The sequence below is a fragment of the Janthinobacterium sp. HH104 genome (assembly GCF_001758715.1).
GTDB lineage: Bacteria > Pseudomonadota > Gammaproteobacteria > Burkholderiales > Burkholderiaceae_D > Janthinobacterium > Janthinobacterium aestuarii.
The window spans coordinates 111,673-129,684 of the sequence record NZ_LRIB01000058.1; the positions used below are offsets into that span (position 1 = coordinate 111,673).

Genomic DNA, 18,012 nt, shown 5'->3' on the forward strand with positions numbered 1-18,012 from the left:
TGCCTCTGGTGGATTTGACTAGTTTAAAAAGGAATCTGTGTTCAGGCCAGGCTCAGGGTATGGCCTTCGGCCACGCGCACGACGGCCGGCTTGCCCAGGCCCCGCTTGAGTTCGCCGATATCTCGGCCGTCATCATCGCGGATCTGCACGCTCTTGAAAGGTTTCAACAGCACTTGCCGCTGCACGCCATCGGCCATCACCTTGTAGCGCGTGGCGCGCGTGCCAAGCAAACCCAGCGCCAGCAAGCCCAGCACAAGCGCGAGGACGCCGCCCAGTATTACCAGCACGGGCAGCAGCGGATACTGTATGCGCACCAGCAGCGGTATCGTTGCCTGCGACGCGCGCACGCTGTCGGGCGGCGTAAACATATCCGAGATCGGGTCGCCAGGGAACAGTTCCTGCAAATCCTTGCCAAAGCTGGACGCCAGCGCCAGCCGCTGTTCCGACAGGCCCACTTGCGCCTGCATGGGCAGCATCACCTGCTTGCCCATGGCGGCGATCGCCTGCCCCGACCACGGCGATGGAATCTGCGCCATCGGCAGCGCGAACTGTACCTGCACGGACTGGCTGGCGCCCGGTTGCAGCTGGCGGATTTGATCTGGCGCAACGTGCAGCGGCGCGTTCTGTCCCGCCAGGTTAGCGTGCACTTTGGCGCTATCGATTACGTACGGGAAAAACATGTTTTGCAGCGACGCCTGCAGCACCACTTGCGGCACCAGGTTCGCCGCATCGACGTCGAGCACGATGGTGCGCCCGTCGCGGCCCAGGCTGGCGTGCACATTGGCGCTGTTCTTGACGGACTGGGGCACGATGCGCACGGCATCCTGGTCCACCGGTTTCAGGCGCGCGGGCGGGCGCGTCAGCACTTGCGACAGCCGCCCTTCGGCCAGGATGCGGGTCAACGCCTCGGACGCGGGCTGGCCATACGCGAGCGCATACACCATCAAGCCTTTGGCGCTGTACAGCTTGCCCTGCACGGGCATGCGCAGCGGAAACACCACCGTCTTGGTGATCGACGGTTCCAAGTGCAGCAGACGGTAAAAGTCGCGGTTGCGCTCGGCCGTCTGGCTGTCGTTGTTCGGGCTATTCTTGTTGTTCGTAAAAATCCACACGATGCCGGAGGCGGACTGGAACGGGCCCGTGATGGTCTTGGTGACGGCTTCCTGGAAATCCGTGTCGGCCAGCGCGCCACCGGCGCTCTTGCGCGCCAGACCGAGATTGGCCAGCTGGCCAGCCACGCCGGCGCCGCCCTGCCCCTGGCCGATCAGTGCGGGCGACACATTGCTGCCGCTGCTCTGGCTGAAGGCCAGCGTATAAACTTTATCGGACGGGTTCGTGGCGGCCTGCGCCACAGCGCCCACGAGGGCTTTCAGCTGCGACTGTTCATCCGTGTAGAACGGCTCCATCCAGCCCGAGTTTTGCACGAGAAACGCTTGCTGGATGCCGGCCGCCTGCACGCTGGCGGTGGCGAAAAAGGCGGCGCAGGCCGCGATCAGGACGCGCGCTTTCATGCCTGCAAGGCCCAGCCATCGATGCGCGACAGCAGCGGGTGGTACGCCCACAGCATGCCTTCATGGACAAACAGGCGCACACGCCACGGCTCGCTGACGGCAAACGTGTGAAACACGGTTTCGCGCAACTCGTCGTCCTGCACCAGCTGGGCCGCCAGGCGCTCGTTCGAGCGCAGCACGCTCGACAGGCCGGCACTGGTGGCAAACTTGACGCCAAAGACGCTGTTGCCAACGCTCGATTCCAGCAGCGGCATGACGGCCTGGTTCTTGCCGCCATCGTCGCCGTGTTCCGGCTCTTCCCACGGCGCCGTTTTCAGCTTGGTGGCGAAGCGGTAATTGAAGCTGCCCGAACACAGACGCGGCGCCAGCGCATCGGCCCGTTCGGCCTGCGCGCCCAGTTTCACGTAGACATAGGTGCCACGGCTACGCTCGAAGCACAGCTGCCACAGGCCGCCGTCGCGCGACACGTAGGGGCTGCCGAATTCGAAATGCGGCACCAGCCCTTCGGGCCACGGGGTGAACGACGCGGCCACGTTGCCGTCCGGCTGCAACTGCAAGCGCAGCTGGCCGTTGGCGCACGGCCACACGGCCATGCGGTTGTAGGCGACGGGCGCGCTGACGCTACCCAGGTCGACCATGCCGTCGAGCAGCACGTCGCTGCCCGGCTTTTGCGCGGCGTCAAGGTTGACGAAGCGGATGCGGCCATCGTCGTCGCGCAGCGGTGCCCACAGCCGGTTCTGGAACCAGACGGGGCTGGCGATGCACGGCGCGCCGCCCACGTGCTCGACCACGTAGGTCAGCGATGGCACGTCGGGACGGATGCAGGCGAGGCCGTGGCTGGTCGGCAAGACCAGCACGCTATTGAATTCCGGCACCAGCTCGGCGCGCCAGGCGCCGTGGGCCAAGTCCGATTCGGCCAGCAGGCTGCCATAATCGGGGTCCAGCGCCAGCCAGCGTTTCGAAGCGGGCAGCCACGCGTGCAAGACGGCCTTGCGCGGGTCGAGCGCCAGCAGCGCGGGCGCGCTGGTGCCGAACTGGGCGGAAAAGAATTCATATTCGCCGGGCGGCGGCATGGGCAGCGAGGCATCGGCTTGCGCATGCTCTTCGCGCGCGCGCTGGTCGGCCAGTTTCAGCGGCACGCTGGCCTGGCGCAAGCCGGCCGGGCCAGCCGGCGGCACGTCGCTGACGGGGTGTGCGCCATAGGGCGGCACCCACGGCGGGGTAATAGAAGTGTCGGGCGGCGCTTGCAAGGCCGCGCCAGAAACGGGGTCGAACGAGAATTCGGGCGGAAACTGGCGCACGGGCGCGTCGGCGGCCGCGGGCAGGCGCCGCGCCAGCATCAGCTTGCCGATATCGGCATGGCTCACCAAGGGCGAGACGTTCTGGCCGTCCGCGCTGCGCTGCATGCTCCACGCGCCGTCGTCATCGACGTACCAGGCGCCGGAGGGCAGTGGCCAATCCCCAGAAGTTTTATGATCCATTTATTTTCTATGACAAGCAATGCATATCAGACGGTGTAACGTGCTGGGGCGGTCGAAACGAAGTCGCAGCCCTGGCAGTTCTCATAGTAACGTCTTTTTATCTGTATGGAAACATTGACGAGCTTCCTCAGCCCTGCTGCGCCCGCACTTTCGTCAACAGCTTGGTGGTCGAGCGGTCGTGCTCGAAATCGATGGCCACGGCCTGGCCGCCATACGCGAGCACGGCCTTGCCTTCCGGAATGGCCGCCATGTCGTAGTCGCCGCCCTTGGCATAGATTTCCGGTTCGATGTCCTGCACCACTTCCAGGGCGCTGTCTTCCGAGAATGGCACGACCAGGCTCACCGATTCCAGCGCGGCCAGCACGGCCATGCGGTCTTCGCAGTTGTTCAGGGGACGGTCGTCGCCTTTGCCCAGACGTTTCACTGAAGCATCAGTATTCACGGCAACGATCAGCGAAGCGCCCAGCGCGCGCGCCTGCGCCAGATAGGTCACGTGGCCGCGGTGCAAAATGTCGAACACGCCGTTCGTCACCACCACCGGTTTCGGCAGGGCCGCGGCGCGGGCGCGCAGTTCGTCACGGCCGCACAGTTTGTTTTCAAAGTCAGGCATGGATATCTCTTGTTGGGTTAATTTATGGTCACGCTCAGGCGTGGCTATCGCTTTGGATGCCGCCGGCATCGCGGCGCCAGGCATCGATCAAGGCCAGAATCGCCGGTTCCAGGTCCTCTTCGGCGATGCGATCTTGCCGGTTGTAAATCATCAGCGCATACACGCCGGCCAGGCGGCTGACGGGCGGCGACAGCGCATATTCATTGCCGCGCGCCGGTTGCCTGGCGCGCCAGTAATTGATCGCCGCTTCCAGCGCCTGCATCCGCAGTTCCATCGCCCTCTCCCTCCGCCGCCCGGTCCCGCATTATAGGGGGCGATCCGCTACAATACGCCATCGGCGCCACAGTTTCACGTTTGCGCCACCTTTCATTCATTGCAAGTAAGTACTTCCTGTGTTTCAATCAACCTATGACACTGACTGAACTGAAATATATCGTTGCAGTCGCGCGAGCGAAGCACTTCGGCCATGCCGCCGAAGCTTGCTTCGTTGCCCAGCCCACCCTGTCAGTGGCCATCAAAAAACTCGAAGACGAATTGGGCGTGGTCCTGTTCGAACGGGGCGGTGCGGAAATCTCCGTCACGCCGCTGGGCGCGCAGATCATTGCGCAAGCCGAGCGTGTGCTGGAACAGACGGCCGCCATCAAGGAACTCGCCAAGCAAAACAAGGATCCACTGGCCGGCCCCCTGCGCCTGGGCGTGATCTACACGATCGGCCCCTACCTGCTGCCGCCCCTGGTCAAGGCCATGATAGACCAGGTACCGCAGATGCCTTTGATCTTGCAGGAAAACTTCACGGTTCGCTTGCTCGAATTGCTGCGCCAGGGCGAACTGGACGTGGCCATCATGGCCCTGCCCCTGCCCGACCACGGCATGGCGATGCAGGAACTGTATGACGAGCCCTTCGTCGTCGCCATGCCGCGCCAGCATCCGTGGACGGCGCGTGACAAAATCGCCGCGCAGGATTTGAAATCGGAAACCATGCTACTGCTGGGCAATGGCCACTGCTTCCGCGACCAGGTGCTGGAAGTGTGCCCCGAAATGGCGCGTTTTTCATCGCCCGGCAACGGCATGCAGCGCACGTTCGAAGGTTCTTCACTGGAAACCATCCGCCACATGGTGGCCAGCGGCATCGGCCTGACGGTCTTGCCGCGCGCCTCCGTCGCCAATATGCACGCCACAGACGGCATGCTCGAATACCGGCCGTTCGCGGAACCCGTGCCATCGCGCCGGGTGGTGATGCTGTGGCGCAAGAGTTTTACGCGCAAGGCCGCCATCGACGCCCTGTGCGCGGCCATCGCCAGCTGCAACTTGCCTGGCATTACCCCCTTGTGCGAAGACGACGAATAGTACATTTACATACTATTTGCGATAATCGACCTTTCTCTTCAACAAGATCGAGTCTTCCATGAACAAGCTGGCGCTGTATTTCCGCCTGATACGGCTGGACAAGCCTATCGGTACCGTATTGCTGCTGTGGCCTACACTGTGCGCGCTGTGGCTGGCGCAGCAGGGCGTGCCGGACTGGCGGCTGCTGCTCATCTTTACTCTCGGCACTTTCCTGATGCGTTCGGCAGGCTGCGCCATCAACGACTACGCCGACCAGGATATCGACAAATTCGTCAAGCGTACGGCGGAGCGCCCCATCACCAGCGGACGCATCAGCGGCAAGGAAGCGCTGGCCGTGGCCGGCGTACTGACCGTGCTGGCCTTTTGCCTGATCCTGCCCTTGAATGCGCTGACCAAGCAACTGTCCGTGGCCGCCGTCATCATCGCCGGCACCTATCCCTACTTCAAGCGCTTCTTTGCCATTCCGCAAGCGTATCTCGGTATCGCCTTCGGTTTCGGCATTCCCATGGGCTTTGCCGCCATCACGGATTCCGTGCCCGTCGTCGCCTGGCTGCTGCTGCTCGGTAATGTCTTCTGGGCCGTGGCCTACGATACGGAATACGCGATGGTCGACCGCGACGACGATTTAAAAATCGGCATCAAGACGTCGGCCATTACCTTCGGCCGCTACGACGTGGCCATCGTCATGTTCTGCTATGCCGTTTTCCTGCTGCTGTGGCTGGGCTGCGGCTGGTACCTGGGCTTGCGTTATTGGTTCGTCGCGGGCCTGGTAGTTGCGGCCGGCTGCGCCGTTTACCACTACACCTTGATCCGCGCACGCGAGCGTATGCCGTGTTTTGCGGCATTCCGGCATAATAACTGGCTAGGAGCAGCGGTGTTTGCGGGCGTGGTACTGGACTTTGCTTTCCGTTAAGCAATACCCCTGGCGCCGCGGTAGCCCTTGAGGCGGCGCAAGACAAGCCTGGCCGCAGCTGCCTACACTGGTATTTCACTGTGCAGTTTCACTTCCATGAGGTAATACATGAGCTCGATACATACCGGCAAATCCAGCAGCGACAGCATCCTCGCCGACGCCGACAAGGCGCGCGACAAACTGGTCGGCGACCTGAAAACCGTCATCAATGAAGCGGAAGGCTGGCTCGACGGCGCAAAGGATCAGACGGGCGAGAATGTCAAAGCCGTCAAGGACAAGTTCATCGCCACCCTGGAAACGGCCAAGAAAGACTTGATCAAGCTGGAAGAAGACTTACTCGAACGGACCAAGAAGGCGGCCAAGGCCACCGACGAGTACGTGCAGGACAATCCGTGGAAAGCCGTGGGCGCGGGCGCCGTCGTGGGCGTACTGTTTGGCCTGCTGCTTTCCTCGTCACGCCGCTAGTTAGTAACGACGCAGCACCGACGGCATAGGCCGTCTCCTGACGCGAAAGGCAGCATATGGCTATCATGCACCATGTCGCCCAAGTCGCAGCGACCCTCGCCGCCATCGTCCAGACCCGTCTGGCCCTGGCGGCAGTGGAAATGGAAGAAGAGTCGCTGCGCTTCCTGTCCTATCTGGCCCTGGCCATGCTGGCACTGCTGTGCCTGTTCGTCGGCCTGGTATTGATCGTGCTCCTCGTCATCGTATTATTTTGGGACACGCACCGCATCGCCGCCATCGCCATCACGGCCGCCGTCTTCATCGTTGCCGCCATCGCTACACTGCTCGGTGTGCGCGCCAGTTTCCGCAGCAAGCCGAAACTGCTGTCCTTCACACTTTCCGAACTGAACAAAGACCTGGACGAGCTGCAACTGCTGGCCCGCCGGGGATCGGAGCGGCCATGACCACGCATCCCACCAAGTTGTCGCACGTCCATACGGCCGCCAGCCTGGCGCAGCGGCGCGATGCGCTGCTGGCCGAATGCGCGCTGCAGCGCCTGGCCCTCGGCGTGCAAACGCGGCAATTGCTGGAACCTTTGACGGGCGGCAATCTGCGCCACACCCTGGCCACGCGCTTCAAAATTCCCCTGATGATAGGCGGCGCCGTGCTGGGCCTGCTGCTCGTGCGGCCGCGCCGTTTCCTGCCGCTGCTGCGGGCCAGCGGCGCGCTGCTCAAGCACGCGACCACCGCCATGCCCGTCGTGCTGGCGCTGGCGCAGCGTTTCAGCAAGAAAGAAACGCCGGAATAAATTATTTTTTTCGTGGCTGCATCCAAATAGCAAACCCCTGCGTAGTAATGGTATCAACCAGCCGGTTGAGCCAACTACCAGGAGTTTGCCATGCTTGCCACCATCGCCCCACGCCATACCGCCCCTTCCCTCACCGTGCTGTGCGCCGCCCTGCTGATGGCCGCCTGCGCCCCCATGAGCGCGCGCTATTCGCAGGAACAATTGCCCAACGCCGTGAAAGTGCCCGATGGCCACCAGGTTGCCATGCAGACGGTGGGCGTGGGCAAGATCGCCTACGAATGCAAGGCCAAGAAAGACATGACGGGCCATGAATGGGTCTTCGTGGGCCCGGACGCGGCCCTGAACGACCGCGGCGGCATGCAGGTCGGCACGTATGTCGGTCCTCCTGCCACCTGGGCCAACCTCGATGGCTCGAAAGTGACGGCGACGCAAGTGGCCGTGGCGCCGGCCGGCGCCGGCAACATCCCGTATCAACTGGTGAAAGCCAACCCGGCCACGGGCAGCGGCGCCATGCAGGGCGTCAGCTACATCCAGCGCGTGGCCACCAGCGGCGGCGTGGCGCCAAGCAGCCCCTGCGGCATGGAGTCCATCGGCGCCAAGCAATGGGTGCCCTACCAGGCTGACTACATCTTCTGGAAAGCCGTATAAATACCTGGCGTTGACGGTTGGCAAGCTGGTTTCTGGCCTATACTCGGCATTGAAAACTTGCTAACCGTTAAACCTTGACGATTGCCCCAACCTTGCCAGCCCACGCCGCCCCTTACGATTACGATGCCGCCCTGCGCGCCTGCGCCAGGGGCGAGCAGCAGGCATTGCATGGCCTGTACCAGCAGGAAAGCCGCTACCTGCTGGGCGTGGCCCTGCGCATCGTGCGCCAGCGGGCCTTGGCCGAAGACGTGCTGCACGACGCCTTCCTGAATATCTGGCGCCGCGCCGGCAGTTTCGACGCCACGCGCGGCAGCGGCAAGGGCTGGATCTATGTGGTGGTGCGGCACCAGGCGCTGGACGTGGCGCGTGCCCGCGCCCATGAACTGTCAGCCGACGAGGATACCGTGGAAACCCTGCTGCACGAACGCCAAAGCCATGATACGGGCGAGGCCTATGCCGACCAGGCGGACCTGGGCAAGCTGCACGATTGCCTCGGCCACCTGGACGAACCCAAACGCAATAGCATCCTGTACGCCTACGTCGATGGCTGTTCCCATAGCGAAATCGCGCAGCGCCTGCAAGCGCCGCTGGGGACCGTCAAGGCCTGGGTCAAGCGGGGTCTGGCCGCCTTGCGGGAGTGCATGCAATGATCAACAGCGACGAGGAATTGCACAGGCTGGCCAGCGAATACGTGCTGGGAACATTGGCGCTGGCCGAACGGGCGGCAGTGGAACAGCGTTTGCCGCGCGAGCCAGCGTTGCGCGACGCCGTCGACGCCTGGGAACAGCGTCTGCTGCCGTTGACCACGCTGGCGCCGCCCGAAGCACCTTCAGCACAGCTGTGGCCGCGCATCAGCGCCAGCCTGTTCACGCCGAAAGCCGTGCGGCAGGCGGGCGGCTGGCAAGCGTGGTGGAACAGCCTGGCCTTCTGGAGACTGCTGGCCGGCGGCGGCCTGGCCGCGACGGCCGCGCTGGCCGTGCTGGTCACTACGCAATTGCAAGCGCCCAGCGGCCCCGGCTATCTGGTGGTGCTGGTGGCGCCGCAGGATAAATCGCCGGGCTGGATCGTGCAGGCGGGCGGACGGGGCGGCAAGAACCGCGACCTGAGCCTGATCCCGCTGGGCCCAACTGCCGTGCCGCAGCAAAAAGCCCTGCAATTCTGGACCAAGGGCAAGGACTGGGGCGCGCCCGTCTCGCTGGGCCTGGTCAAGCCGGGGCAAAGCCTCAAGTTGACCCTGGATAAGCTGCCGCCGCTGCAGCCCGATCAACTGTTTGAAATCACGCTGGAGCCGCAAACGGGCTCGCCGACAGGCAGGCCGACTGGGCCGATCCTGTATATCGGCCGCGCCGTCAAGGTGATGTAGCGTTTATTTGCCCAGCTCGTCCCCCATTTCGCGCCCGCGCTGCGCGGCCGCCTTGATGCCCTTGACGATGGCGGCTTTCACGCCGCTCTCTTCCATGCTGCTGAGGGCCGCATACGTCGTGCCGCCTTTCGACGTGACCCTCTCGCGCAGCAAGGACACGGGTTCGCTGGAGTTCGCCGCCAGTTGCGCCGCCCCCGTAAACGTGGCAATCGCCAGTTGCGTGCCCTGCTCGGGCGTGAGACCCAGCTCGGCCGCCGCCTGCTGCATCGCTTCGATAAAGTAAAACACATAGGCGGGACCGCTGCCGGACACGGCCGTCACGGGGTCGATCTTCGCTTCGTCGTCGAGCCAGACCGTCTGGCCGACGGCGCGCAGGATGGCGTCCGCCGTCTTTTTCTGTTCTTCGCTCACGCCGCCGCTGGCCACCATGCCCGTGATGCCCATGCCGATCAGGGCCGGCGTGTTCGGCATGCAGCGCACGATGGCGGGGTAGTCGCCGAGCCAGCGCGACAGGTCTTGCGCGCGGATGCCGGCCGCGATCGACAGGATCAATGGCGCACGCTCCCCGTCGAGGAAGGGCAGCAATTGCGCCGCCACCTCGCGCATGCTTTGCGGTTTCACGGCCAGCACGATCACGTCCACGCCGCGCAGCGCGTCACCGGCGGCGGTGGCCGTCGTGACGCCGAATTGCGCCTGCAATTTTTCCAGCGCCGGCGCATGCGGGTCGATCACGTGGATGTTGCCGCCCAGGGTCAATTTACCCGCCAGGCCGGCGATCAGGGCCGCGGCCATGTTGCCGCCGCCTACGAATGCGATATTCAATTCTGTCGTCATGCTTGTTCTCTCTTCATCAGGAATAGTTGCGGGAACCGAAAATGGCGCTGCCCACGCGCACGATGGTGGCGCCCTCGAGCACGGCGGCGCGCAAGTCGGCCGACATGCCCATCGACAAGGTGTCGAGCGCCAGCCCGTCCGCCTTCAATTGTTCGTACAGCGCGCGCAGTTGCGCAAAGGCAGCGCGCTGAAGCGTGAGCTCCGTTTCCGGCTCGGGGATGGCCATCAGGCCGCGCAAACGCAGGCGCGGCAGTCGCGCCACGGCATGCGCCAGTGCCGGCAGTTCGGCTGGCGTCACGCCGCTCTTGCTCGCTTCGCCGCTGATATTGACTTGCAGACAGATATTCAGGTCCGGCAAGCCGGCCGGGCGCTGCTCGGACAGGCGCGTGGCGATCTTTTCCCGTTCCACCGTGTGCACCCAGTCGAAGTGCTCGGCGATGGGGCGCGTCTTGTTGCTCTGGATGGGACCGATGAAATGCCATGCCGGAACGTGCTGCGGCGCAGCTTCCTTCACAAAGGCGATCTTGTCGAGCGCTTCCTGCAGATAGTTTTCGCCGAACGCCGCCTGGCCCGCGCGCATGGCGTCCAGCACGGCGTCCGCGCCGAAGGTTTTCGAGACGGCCAGCAGGGTCACGTCGGCCGGGGCGCGCTGCGCGTCAGCGGCGGCCTGCGCAATACTCTCGCGCACGGCTTGCAAGTTCTGTTCGATTGTGGACATAATCATTTTCTAGTGTATAGGGGCGGCGGCACAGTGCGCCAGCCCATCAATGCAGGCACAGGGATTATAAATGGACATCTCCGAACTACTCGCTTTCTCCGTCAGCAACAAGGCTTCCGACCTGCACCTGTCTTCCGGCCTGCCGCCGATGATACGGGTCAACGGCGACGTGCGCCGCCTGAACGTGCCCCCGCTCGAGCACAAGGAAGTGCACAGCATGATCTACGACATCATGAACGACAGCCAGCGCAAGGCGTATGAAGAAGCGCTGGAATGCGATTTCTCGTTCGAGATTCCCGGCCTGGCCCGCTTCCGCGTCAACGCCTACAACCAGGAAAGGGGCGCCTCGGCCGTGCTGCGCACGATTCCGTCAAAAGTGCTGACCCTGGAAGACCTGAACGCGCCGCGCATCTTCGGCGAACTGGCCATGCGCCCACGGGGCCTCGTGCTGGTGACGGGACCGACCGGTTCCGGCAAGTCGACCACCCTGGCGGCCATGGTGAACCACGTCAACGAGCGCCTGAACCACCATATTTTGACCATCGAAGACCCGATCGAATTCGTGCACGAACCGAAGAAATGCCTGATCAACCAGCGCGAAGTCGGTTCGCACACGCATTCGTTCAGCAACGCGCTGCGCTCGGCCCTGCGCGAAGACCCGGACGTGATTTTAGTAGGTGAATTACGCGACCTGGAAACCATCCGCCTGGCGCTGACGGCGGCCGAAACGGGCCACTTGGTGTTCGGCACCCTGCACACCTCGTCGGCGGCGAAATCGATCGACCGCATCATCGACGTCTTCCCCGCCGAGGAAAAGGAAATGGTGCGCGCCATGCTGTCCGAATCCTTGCAAGCCGTCATTTCGCAAAACCTGCTGAAAACCAGGGATGGCGCGGGCCGCGTGGCCGCGCATGAAATCATGCTGGCCACGCCGGCCGTGCGCAACCTGATCCGCGAAGCGAAAGTGGCGCAAATGTATTCGGCCATCCAGACAGGCAGCAACGTGGGCATGCAGACGCTGGACCAGTGCCTGTCCGACCTGGTGCGGCGCGGCACGATCTCGGCCGAGACGGCCCGCTCGGCCGCCAAGGCCCCTGAAAACTTCCCCGGATAAGCCATGCAGACGACGCACGAACACTATGGCGCCATGCACGCGCTGCTGGCGCAGATGCGCGCACGGGGCGGCTCGGACCTGTTCATCACGGCCGGCTTTCCTCCCGCCATCAAGCTCGACGGCAAACTGACGCCGCTGGCGGGCGGCGCGCTCGACGCGCAGCAGGCGGCCGGCTACGTGCGCGCCGTCATGAACGAACGCCAGGCGGCCGAGTTCGCGTCCAGCCGCGAAGCCAATTTCGCCATCAGCCCGGACGGACTCGGACGTTTCCGCGTGTCCGCCTTCGTGCAGATGGGCCAGGCAGGCATGGTCTTGCGCTTGATCAATACCGCCATCCCCACGCTCGATGGGCTCGGCTTACCGGCCATCCTGCAAGACATCGTCATGAGCAAGCGGGGCCTCGTCATCATGGTGGGCGCCACGGGCTGCGGCAAGTCGACCACCTTGGCGGCCATGGTGGGCCACCGCAACGCGCACAGCCATGGCCACATCATCACCATCGAAGACCCCGTGGAATTCATCCATCCGCACGGCAACTGCATCGTCACCCAGCGCGAAGTGGGCGTCGATACGGACGACTGGGCCACGGCCTTGAAAAACACCCTGCGCCAGGCGCCCGACGTGATCCAGATCGGCGAGATCCGCGACCGTGACACGATGGACCACGCCATCGCGTTTGCCGAGACGGGCCATCTGTGCCTGGCCACCCTGCATGCGAACAATGCCAACCAGGCGCTGGACCGCATCATCAATTTCTTCCCCGAAGAACGGCGCCAGCAGCTGCTGATGGACCTGTCACTGAATTTGAAGGGCATGATTTCGCAGCGCCTGATTCCCAACAAGGAAGGCGGCGGACGCAAGGCGGCGCTGGAAATCCTGCTCAACTCGCCGCTGATGAGCGACCTGATCTTCAAGGGCCAAGTGCACGAGATCAAGGAATTGATGAAAAAATCGCGCGAACACGGTATGCAGACGTTCGACCAGGCCCTGTTCGACCTGCACGAAGCGGGCGCCATCAGCTATGAAGACGCGCTGCGCAATGCGGACTCCGTCAACGACCTGCGCCTGACAATCAAACTCAAGGGCGCAACGGCGCCGGAACCCGCCCCGCAAACGGGCGCCACCAAACTGGGACTCCTCTGACATGACCAGCATCCACGATTTCCAGGCCGAGGCGCTGGACGGCACGCCGGTCGACCTGGCGCAATACAAAGGCAAGGTTTTACTAGTCGTCAACACGGCCAGCGCCTGCGGTTTCACGCCGCAATACCAGGGACTCGAAGCGCTGTACCGCGAATTTCACGACCAAGGGCTGGTCGTGCTGGGTTTTCCCTGCAATCAATTCCGCCAGCAGGAACCGGGGTCGAATGCGGAAATCGGCGCCTTTTGCGAGAAAAACTTCGGCGTCACCTTTCCCCTGTTTGCCAAGGTCGACGTGAATGGCCCGCATACGCATCCCGTATTTGCGCAATTAAAACAGGCAGCGCCCGGCATATTGGGCACGCAATCGATCAAATGGAATTTCACCAAGTTTTTGGTGCGCAAGGATGGCAGCGTATTTCGCCGTTACGCGACGGCCAGCAAACCGGCCAGCCTGGCGGCCGACATCCGGCAATTGCTACAGGAATAGCGATTTGACGGTTTGATTAAAAACAATAATTGCTGAAATCAATCAATCCGCACTTATTTCATGCTTGATATCAATATTGTGTTTCCAATAGCAAATTTCGGTGATAATGTTTGCATAATTATTCGCAGATATCGATCAAAAAACGATGCCAGTCTTTGGGAAAATATTATCTTCATGGATGCGGATGGGAATTTATTCCCGCCTCTTTCTTCCTATTTTCTTCCTGATACTCGCCGTTTCCGCCGTTCGCTATCACGCCCTGCTCGGCACGGAAACGGCGCTGGCCAATGCGCGCTACCAGAGCGATGCGCGGCAACTCGACCTGTTCCTCGCCAATAGCGTGCTGCCGCTGGCCGTGCACGCGGACAGTCACGCGATGCACGACAGCGTGCGCCAGGTGCTGCGCAGCGCCCTGCCGCTGAACCGCAGCCTCGTTTCCGCGCGCTGGGACACGGCTGGCGGGCATGTCGAAGTACTGGCCGACAGCAAGCTGGCCGGCACGCTGGCCACGGTGCCGGCGTGGTTCGCGCGCCTGGCCGGCATCACGGCCATCCGCAGCCGCCTGACGGTGGCGCTGCCGGACGGCGGCGACGGCATCCTCGACCTGCACTACACGCCCGGTCTGCCCCTGGCGCAGGTGTGGCTCAGGGTGCGCGAGCAGGCCGTCCTCAGCAGCATCAATATCGTGCTCGTCTTCGTGCTGCTGGGCTTGATCCTGGCCACCCACCGCAAGCTGCTGGCGCGCTTCGTGCAAGCGACCGACCGCTTCCGCGACGGCAACTTCGCCGTGCGCCTGGTGGCCGGCGCCACGCCCGAAGCGCAAGCCGTGTCGCAGTCGTTCAACGGCATGGCCGGCGATATCGAAGCACTGCTGACCACGCTGAAAACCAGCCAGCGCCAGCTGGGCGAGCAATTGAACGAAACCGTGCACATGCAGCAGGCGCTGCAAAAGCTGTCCTGGCAAAACTACAATGATGTGCTGACGGGTTTGCCCAACCGTGCCGCCCTGGCCGCCCGCTTCGAACAGGAACTGTTCCTCGCGCGCGAACGCCAGCGTCTGCTGGCCGTCTGCCTGTTCGACCTCGACCACTTCCAGGCCATCAACGACCGCTACGGCGCCGAGGCCGGCGATGAAATCCTCAAGCAGGTGGCCGGCCGCCTGCACGGCTTTACGGGCCAGGTCCACTACGCGGCGCGCCTGGGCGGCGATGAATTCGTCTTGCTGCTGTGCGGCCAGGCCAGCATCGCCAGCATCGAACAGAACGTCACGCAGCTGATGGCGGAACTGTGCCGCCCCTATCAGTGCGACCAGCAGGCGCTGCACATGACGGCCAGCGCCGGCATCGCCGTCTACGCGGGCAAGGACTTGAATACGGAAAGCCTGCTGCGCCACGCCGACCACGCCGTCTACCAGGCGAAACTGACGGGGCGCAACCAGTACCATTTCTTCGACACCAATCTCGATGAAGAAGTGCGCACCCACCACAACCAGCGCACGGAAGTGCGCCATGCCCTGATCAATGGCGAACTGCGGCTGTACTACCAGCCGAAGGTGAACATGCGCGCCGGCACGGTGGTGGGCATGGAAGCGCTGCTGCGCTGGCAGCATCCGCGCCGCGGCGTGCTGGCGCCCGCGCAATTCCTGCCGCTGGTGGAACAGACGGATTTGATCATCGACATCGGCGAATGGGTGCTGCGCCAGGCCCTGTGGCAGATGCAGCGCTGGGTGGCCAGTGGCAAGCACTGGGTGGTCAGCGTGAATATCGCGGCACGCCATTTCCAGCAACCGGATTTCGTCTCGCGCCTGGAAACCATCCTCGGCGAATTTCCCGGCGTGCGCGCCAGCATGCTGGAACTGGAAATCCTCGAATCGTCGGCCCTGCACGACATCGAAGACGTGCGCCGCATCATCCGCGCCTGCCAGGCGCTGGGCATCACGTTCGCGCTCGACGATTTCGGCACCGGCTACTCGTCGATGTCATACCTGAAACGCCTGCCGGCCAATATCGTCAAGATCGACCAGAGCTTCGTGCGCAATATGCTCAACGACCGCGACGACCTGCACCTGGTGCGCGCCGTCATCGGCCTGGCCCGCTCCTTTAGCCTGACGGTGATCGCCGAAGGCGTGGAAAGCGTCGAACATGGCGCGCGTTTGATCCAGCTGGGCTGCGACCTGGCGCAAGGCTACGGCATCGCCCGTCCCATGCCGGCCGATGCCGTGCTGGAGTGGGCCGCCAACTTCGTGCCGGCGCCGCAATGGCGCATCGCGCAGTACAGCGAAGTGCCTATGTAGGCGCCAAGGCCGAGTCGATCAGCTCGATCCAGTGCCGCACGGGCGTCTCCGTACCCGACTGCAGGTGGCTCAGGCAGCCGATATTGGCCGACACGATCATCTCCGGCTCGCACGCTTCCAGGTTCGCCACCTTGTTGTCGCGCAGCTGCTGCGACAATTCCGGCTGCAGGATCGAATACGTGCCCGCCGAACCGCAGCACAAATGGCTGTCCGCGCACAGGCGCACGTCGACGCCGACGGCGCGCAAGACCTGCTCCACCTTGCCGCGCACCTGCTGGCCGTGCTGCAGGGTACACGGCGGGTGATACGCCACCCGTTTTCCGATGCGCCCTTTCAGCAGCGCCGCCAGTTCGTTTTCAAACGCCGGCATGATCTCGGACAGATCGCGCGTCAGCGCCGCGATGCGCCGCGCCTTGTCCGCATACTGCACATCATGCGCCAGCAAATGGCCATATTCCTTGACGGTGGCACCGCAGCCGGACGCCGTCATGACGATGGCTTCCGCACTTTCCACATACGGCCACCAGGCGTCGATATTGCGGCGCATGTCGTCCAGCGCCGCGTCCTGGTCATTCAGGTGATGGCGCAAGGCGCCGCAGCAGCCGGCCTTGGGCGCGACGATCAATTGCACGCCCAAGGCGTCGAGCACGCGCGCCGTGGCCGCGTTGATGTTCGGCGACATGGCCGGCTGCACGCAGCCATCGAGCAGCAGCATGCTGCGCGCGTGCTGGCGCGTGGGCCATGCACCGGCGGCAGCGCCCGGGCGCAATTTGTCCTGCAAGTTTTTTGAGAGCAGCGGGCGCAGCGCCTGCCCCGCCTTGTACACGGGCGTAAACAACCAGCGGCGCGGCAAGGCTTCCTTCAGGGCGAAGCGCAGCGCGCGTTCGCGCAAGGGACGCTGCACGCGCTGTTCGACGACGTTGCGGCCGATGTCGACCAGGCGCCCGTACTGCACGCCCGAGGGACAGGTCGACTCGCAGTTGCGGCAGGTCAGGCAGCGGTCCAGGTGCGTCTGCGTCTTGGCCGTGACAGGCGCGCCTTCGAGCACTTGCTTGATCAAATAGATGCGTCCGCGCGGGCCATCGAGTTCGTCGCCCAGCAGCTGATAAGTGGGACAGGTGGCCGTGCAAAAGCCGCAATGCACGCAGGCGCGCAAGATGGCTTCGGCTTCGTCGCCTGCCGGCGTATTCTTGATGAAATCGGCGAGATTGGTTTGCATGCGCGCTCAATACATTCTGTGCGGGTTGAAGATGCCGGCCGGATCGAAAGCCTGCCGCAGACGCTGGTGGATGGTGGCCACGGCCGGCGCCAGCGGATGGAATACGCCCACGGCCTTGTCGCCGCCACGGAACAGGGTGGCGTGGCCCCCGGCTGCCGCCACGGCCTGGCGGATGTGCGCGCTGCTGGCCGCATCGGCGTCGCCGTCGAGCTTGAGCCAGCGCTGCGCCCCGCCCCACTCGATCAGCTGGCGCCCTTTTAAAATCATGGCGCTGGCGTGCGGCGGCAGCGACAAGCGCCACAGGCTGCCCGCGCCCGCAAAGAAATCATGCGTTTGCTCGCGCACGGCCAGCCAGAAGGCGGATGCTTCTGCTGCTGCCAGCACTTCGCCTTTCAATGATTGCAGGGCCGCCGAGACAGCCGCCTCGGCGCCGGACAGGCGCACCGTCAATACACCGTCATGCCAGCAGCTGGCCGATATCGGTAGCGGCTTGCCCGCCCATTCATTGAGCATGCGCAAGGCGGCGATTTCCGCGCAGGCCACGCGTAACGTCGCTTCGCGCAACGGCAAGGGCAGCACCTTCATCGACACTTCCAGGATCAGGCCCAGGGTGCCCAGGGCCCCCGCCAGCAGGCGCGAGACATCGTAGCCGGCCACGTTCTTCATCACTTGTCCGCCGAACGCCAGGCGTTCGCCGTGGCCATCCATCAGCACGGCGCCTAGCACAAAGTCGCGCAAGGCGCCCGCGCTGGCCCGGCGCGGGCCGGACAAGGCGCTGGCGACGACGCCGCCCACCGTGGCGCCGGGGCCGAAGTGCGGCGGCTCGAAGGCCAGCATCTGGTTGCGCGCGGCCAGCGCCGCCTCGATCTCGGCCAGCGGCGTGCCGCAGCGGGCCGTGATCACCAGCTCCGTCGGTTCATAGTCGATGATGCCCGCATAGGCGCGCGTGTCGAGCACCTCGCCTTCGAGCTGCTGTCCATACCAGTCTTTCGTGCCGCCGCCGCGCAGGCGCAAGGGCTTGCCCGCCGCGCTGGCCGCCAGGATCTGCTGCCTGAATTGTTCCGCTATCGCTTGCAAAG

20 protein-coding genes are annotated in these 18,012 nt (G+C 63.9%); 12 read left to right on the forward strand and 8 right to left on the reverse strand.

Annotation, left to right across the window (positions count from 1 at the left end):
* Nucleotides 1–41: 41 nt before the first annotated feature.
* The 4 genes from JAB6_RS26635 to JAB6_RS26650 all read right to left on the reverse strand — a co-directional run bounded on the left by JAB6_RS26635 (nucleotide 42) and on the right by JAB6_RS26650 (nucleotide 3,876).
* The gene (locus JAB6_RS26635; RefSeq protein ID WP_070305734.1) at nucleotides 42–1,511 is read right to left on the reverse strand and encodes a hypothetical protein; all 1,470 of its coding nucleotides are present in this window, start codon (nucleotides 1,509–1,511) and stop codon (nucleotides 42–44) included.
* Nucleotides 1,508–2,992: a hypothetical protein gene (locus JAB6_RS26640; RefSeq protein ID WP_139143509.1), complete on the reverse strand. Its 1,485-nt coding sequence runs from the start codon at nucleotides 2,990–2,992 to the stop codon at nucleotides 1,508–1,510. The genes JAB6_RS26635 and JAB6_RS26640 overlap by 4 nt, the downstream gene beginning before the upstream one ends.
* 127 nt (nucleotides 2,993–3,119) lie before the next feature.
* Nucleotides 3,120–3,602 (reverse strand): D-glycero-beta-D-manno-heptose 1-phosphate adenylyltransferase, encoded by a 483-nt coding sequence (gene rfaE2, locus JAB6_RS26645; RefSeq protein WP_070305738.1) that lies wholly within the window; start codon nucleotides 3,600–3,602, stop codon nucleotides 3,120–3,122.
* 34 nt (nucleotides 3,603–3,636) lie between these two features.
* Entirely contained in the window at nucleotides 3,637–3,876 is a 240-nt protein-coding gene (locus JAB6_RS26650) for a DUF3717 domain-containing protein (RefSeq protein WP_070305740.1), read from the reverse strand.
* A 134-nt stretch (nucleotides 3,877–4,010) separates the two neighbouring features.
* On the opposite strand from JAB6_RS26650, the gene JAB6_RS26655 reads away from it, so the two are divergent.
* From JAB6_RS26655 to JAB6_RS26690, 8 genes are all read left to right on the forward strand, one after another.
* A complete protein-coding gene (locus JAB6_RS26655) occupies nucleotides 4,011–4,949 on the forward strand; it encodes a hydrogen peroxide-inducible genes activator (protein WP_046683400.1) in 939 nt (312 codons plus the stop codon).
* A 58-nt stretch (nucleotides 4,950–5,007) separates the two neighbouring features.
* Nucleotides 5,008–5,862, forward strand: a complete 855-nt coding sequence (gene ubiA / locus JAB6_RS26660; RefSeq protein ID WP_070305742.1) for a 4-hydroxybenzoate octaprenyltransferase — start codon at nucleotides 5,008–5,010, stop codon at nucleotides 5,860–5,862.
* 108 nt (nucleotides 5,863–5,970) lie between these two features.
* Nucleotides 5,971–6,327, forward strand: coding sequence for a DUF883 family protein (locus JAB6_RS26665; protein WP_046683402.1), 357 nt, complete (start codon nucleotides 5,971–5,973; stop codon nucleotides 6,325–6,327).
* Between the two features lie 65 nt (nucleotides 6,328–6,392).
* Complete coding sequence (locus tag JAB6_RS26670; protein WP_083293060.1) at nucleotides 6,393–6,770, forward strand: phage holin family protein; 378 nt, start codon at nucleotides 6,393–6,395, stop codon at nucleotides 6,768–6,770.
* Nucleotides 6,767–7,114: a hypothetical protein gene (locus JAB6_RS26675; protein WP_070305746.1), complete on the forward strand. Its 348-nt coding sequence runs from the start codon at nucleotides 6,767–6,769 to the stop codon at nucleotides 7,112–7,114. The genes JAB6_RS26670 and JAB6_RS26675 overlap by 4 nt, the downstream gene beginning before the upstream one ends.
* A 156-nt stretch (nucleotides 7,115–7,270) precedes the next feature.
* Complete coding sequence (locus JAB6_RS26680; protein WP_139143513.1) at nucleotides 7,271–7,762, forward strand: DUF3455 domain-containing protein; 492 nt, start codon at nucleotides 7,271–7,273, stop codon at nucleotides 7,760–7,762.
* A gap of 74 nt (nucleotides 7,763–7,836) precedes the next feature.
* Nucleotides 7,837–8,412: a sigma-70 family RNA polymerase sigma factor gene (locus JAB6_RS26685; RefSeq protein WP_230518294.1), complete on the forward strand. Its 576-nt coding sequence runs from the start codon at nucleotides 7,837–7,839 to the stop codon at nucleotides 8,410–8,412.
* Entirely contained in the window at nucleotides 8,409–9,125 is a 717-nt protein-coding gene (locus tag JAB6_RS26690; protein ID WP_070305750.1) for an anti-sigma factor, read from the forward strand. The genes JAB6_RS26685 and JAB6_RS26690 overlap by 4 nt, the downstream gene beginning before the upstream one ends.
* Nucleotides 9,126–9,128: 3 nt before the next feature.
* Here JAB6_RS26690 and proC read toward each other — a convergent pair whose 3' ends face one another.
* Both proC and JAB6_RS26700 read right to left on the reverse strand, forming a co-directional pair.
* On the reverse strand, nucleotides 9,129–9,959 hold the full coding sequence (gene proC, locus JAB6_RS26695) for a pyrroline-5-carboxylate reductase (RefSeq protein ID WP_070305752.1): 831 nt from the start codon (nucleotides 9,957–9,959) through the stop codon (nucleotides 9,129–9,131).
* Between the two features lie 16 nt (nucleotides 9,960–9,975).
* Nucleotides 9,976–10,677 carry a YggS family pyridoxal phosphate-dependent enzyme gene (locus tag JAB6_RS26700; protein WP_070305755.1) on the reverse strand — a complete coding sequence of 234 codons (702 nt, stop codon included), beginning with the start codon at nucleotides 10,675–10,677 and terminating at the stop codon, nucleotides 9,976–9,978.
* 70 nt (nucleotides 10,678–10,747) lie between these two features.
* Between JAB6_RS26700 and JAB6_RS26705 the strand changes: the two genes are divergently transcribed.
* The 4 genes from JAB6_RS26705 (at nucleotide 10,748) to JAB6_RS26720 (ending at nucleotide 15,714) form a co-directional block, all read left to right on the forward strand.
* Nucleotides 10,748–11,791 (forward strand): type IV pilus twitching motility protein PilT, encoded by a 1,044-nt coding sequence (locus JAB6_RS26705; RefSeq protein WP_034749074.1) that lies wholly within the window; start codon nucleotides 10,748–10,750, stop codon nucleotides 11,789–11,791.
* A gap of 3 nt (nucleotides 11,792–11,794) precedes the next feature.
* Complete coding sequence (locus JAB6_RS26710) at nucleotides 11,795–12,934, forward strand: PilT/PilU family type 4a pilus ATPase (RefSeq protein WP_175444621.1); 1,140 nt, start codon at nucleotides 11,795–11,797, stop codon at nucleotides 12,932–12,934.
* 1 nt (nucleotide 12,935) lies between these two features.
* Complete coding sequence (locus JAB6_RS26715) at nucleotides 12,936–13,421, forward strand: glutathione peroxidase (protein WP_070305756.1); 486 nt, start codon at nucleotides 12,936–12,938, stop codon at nucleotides 13,419–13,421.
* A gap of 184 nt (nucleotides 13,422–13,605) precedes the next feature.
* Nucleotides 13,606–15,714 (forward strand): bifunctional diguanylate cyclase/phosphodiesterase, encoded by a 2,109-nt coding sequence (locus JAB6_RS26720; RefSeq protein WP_070305758.1) that lies wholly within the window; start codon nucleotides 13,606–13,608, stop codon nucleotides 15,712–15,714.
* On the opposite strand, the gene glcF is transcribed toward JAB6_RS26720, so the two are convergent.
* Together glcF and glcE are read right to left on the reverse strand one after the other, a co-directional pair.
* Nucleotides 15,707–16,933, reverse strand: coding sequence for a glycolate oxidase subunit GlcF (gene glcF / locus JAB6_RS26725; RefSeq protein WP_070305761.1), 1,227 nt, complete (start codon nucleotides 16,931–16,933; stop codon nucleotides 15,707–15,709). The genes JAB6_RS26720 and glcF overlap by 8 nt on opposite strands.
* Before the next feature lie 6 nt (nucleotides 16,934–16,939).
* Nucleotides 16,940–18,010, reverse strand: a complete 1,071-nt coding sequence (gene glcE, locus JAB6_RS26730; RefSeq protein ID WP_070305763.1) for a glycolate oxidase subunit GlcE — start codon at nucleotides 18,008–18,010, stop codon at nucleotides 16,940–16,942.
* Between the last annotated feature and the right edge of the window lie 2 nt (nucleotides 18,011–18,012).

Coding starts and splice junctions, on each gene's coding strand:
- JAB6_RS26635 (WP_070305734.1), bottom strand. CDS start 1,511: ATGAAAGCGCGCGTCCTGATCGCGGCCTGCGCCGCCTTTTTCGCCACC.
- JAB6_RS26640 (WP_139143509.1), bottom strand. CDS start 2,992: ATGGATCATAAAACTTCTGGGGATTGGCCACTGCCCTCCGGCGCCTGG.
- rfaE2 (WP_070305738.1), bottom strand. CDS start 3,602: ATGCCTGACTTTGAAAACAAACTGTGCGGCCGTGACGAACTGCGCGCC.
- JAB6_RS26650 (WP_070305740.1), bottom strand. CDS start 3,876: ATGGAACTGCGGATGCAGGCGCTGGAAGCGGCGATCAATTACTGGCGC.
- JAB6_RS26655 (WP_046683400.1), top strand. CDS start 4,011: ATGACACTGACTGAACTGAAATATATCGTTGCAGTCGCGCGAGCGAAG.
- ubiA (WP_070305742.1), top strand. CDS start 5,008: ATGAACAAGCTGGCGCTGTATTTCCGCCTGATACGGCTGGACAAGCCT.
- JAB6_RS26665 (WP_046683402.1), top strand. CDS start 5,971: ATGAGCTCGATACATACCGGCAAATCCAGCAGCGACAGCATCCTCGCC.
- JAB6_RS26670 (WP_083293060.1), top strand. CDS start 6,393: ATGCACCATGTCGCCCAAGTCGCAGCGACCCTCGCCGCCATCGTCCAG.
- JAB6_RS26675 (WP_070305746.1), top strand. CDS start 6,767: ATGACCACGCATCCCACCAAGTTGTCGCACGTCCATACGGCCGCCAGC.
- JAB6_RS26680 (WP_139143513.1), top strand. CDS start 7,271: ATGGCCGCCTGCGCCCCCATGAGCGCGCGCTATTCGCAGGAACAATTG.
- JAB6_RS26690 (WP_070305750.1), top strand. CDS start 8,409: ATGATCAACAGCGACGAGGAATTGCACAGGCTGGCCAGCGAATACGTG.
- proC (WP_070305752.1), bottom strand. CDS start 9,959: ATGACGACAGAATTGAATATCGCATTCGTAGGCGGCGGCAACATGGCC.
- JAB6_RS26700 (WP_070305755.1), bottom strand. CDS start 10,677: ATGTCCACAATCGAACAGAACTTGCAAGCCGTGCGCGAGAGTATTGCG.
- JAB6_RS26705 (WP_034749074.1), top strand. CDS start 10,748: ATGGACATCTCCGAACTACTCGCTTTCTCCGTCAGCAACAAGGCTTCC.
- JAB6_RS26710 (WP_175444621.1), top strand. CDS start 11,795: ATGCAGACGACGCACGAACACTATGGCGCCATGCACGCGCTGCTGGCG.
- JAB6_RS26715 (WP_070305756.1), top strand. CDS start 12,936: ATGACCAGCATCCACGATTTCCAGGCCGAGGCGCTGGACGGCACGCCG.
- JAB6_RS26720 (WP_070305758.1), top strand. CDS start 13,606: ATGGGAATTTATTCCCGCCTCTTTCTTCCTATTTTCTTCCTGATACTC.
- glcF (WP_070305761.1), bottom strand. CDS start 16,933: ATGCAAACCAATCTCGCCGATTTCATCAAGAATACGCCGGCAGGCGAC.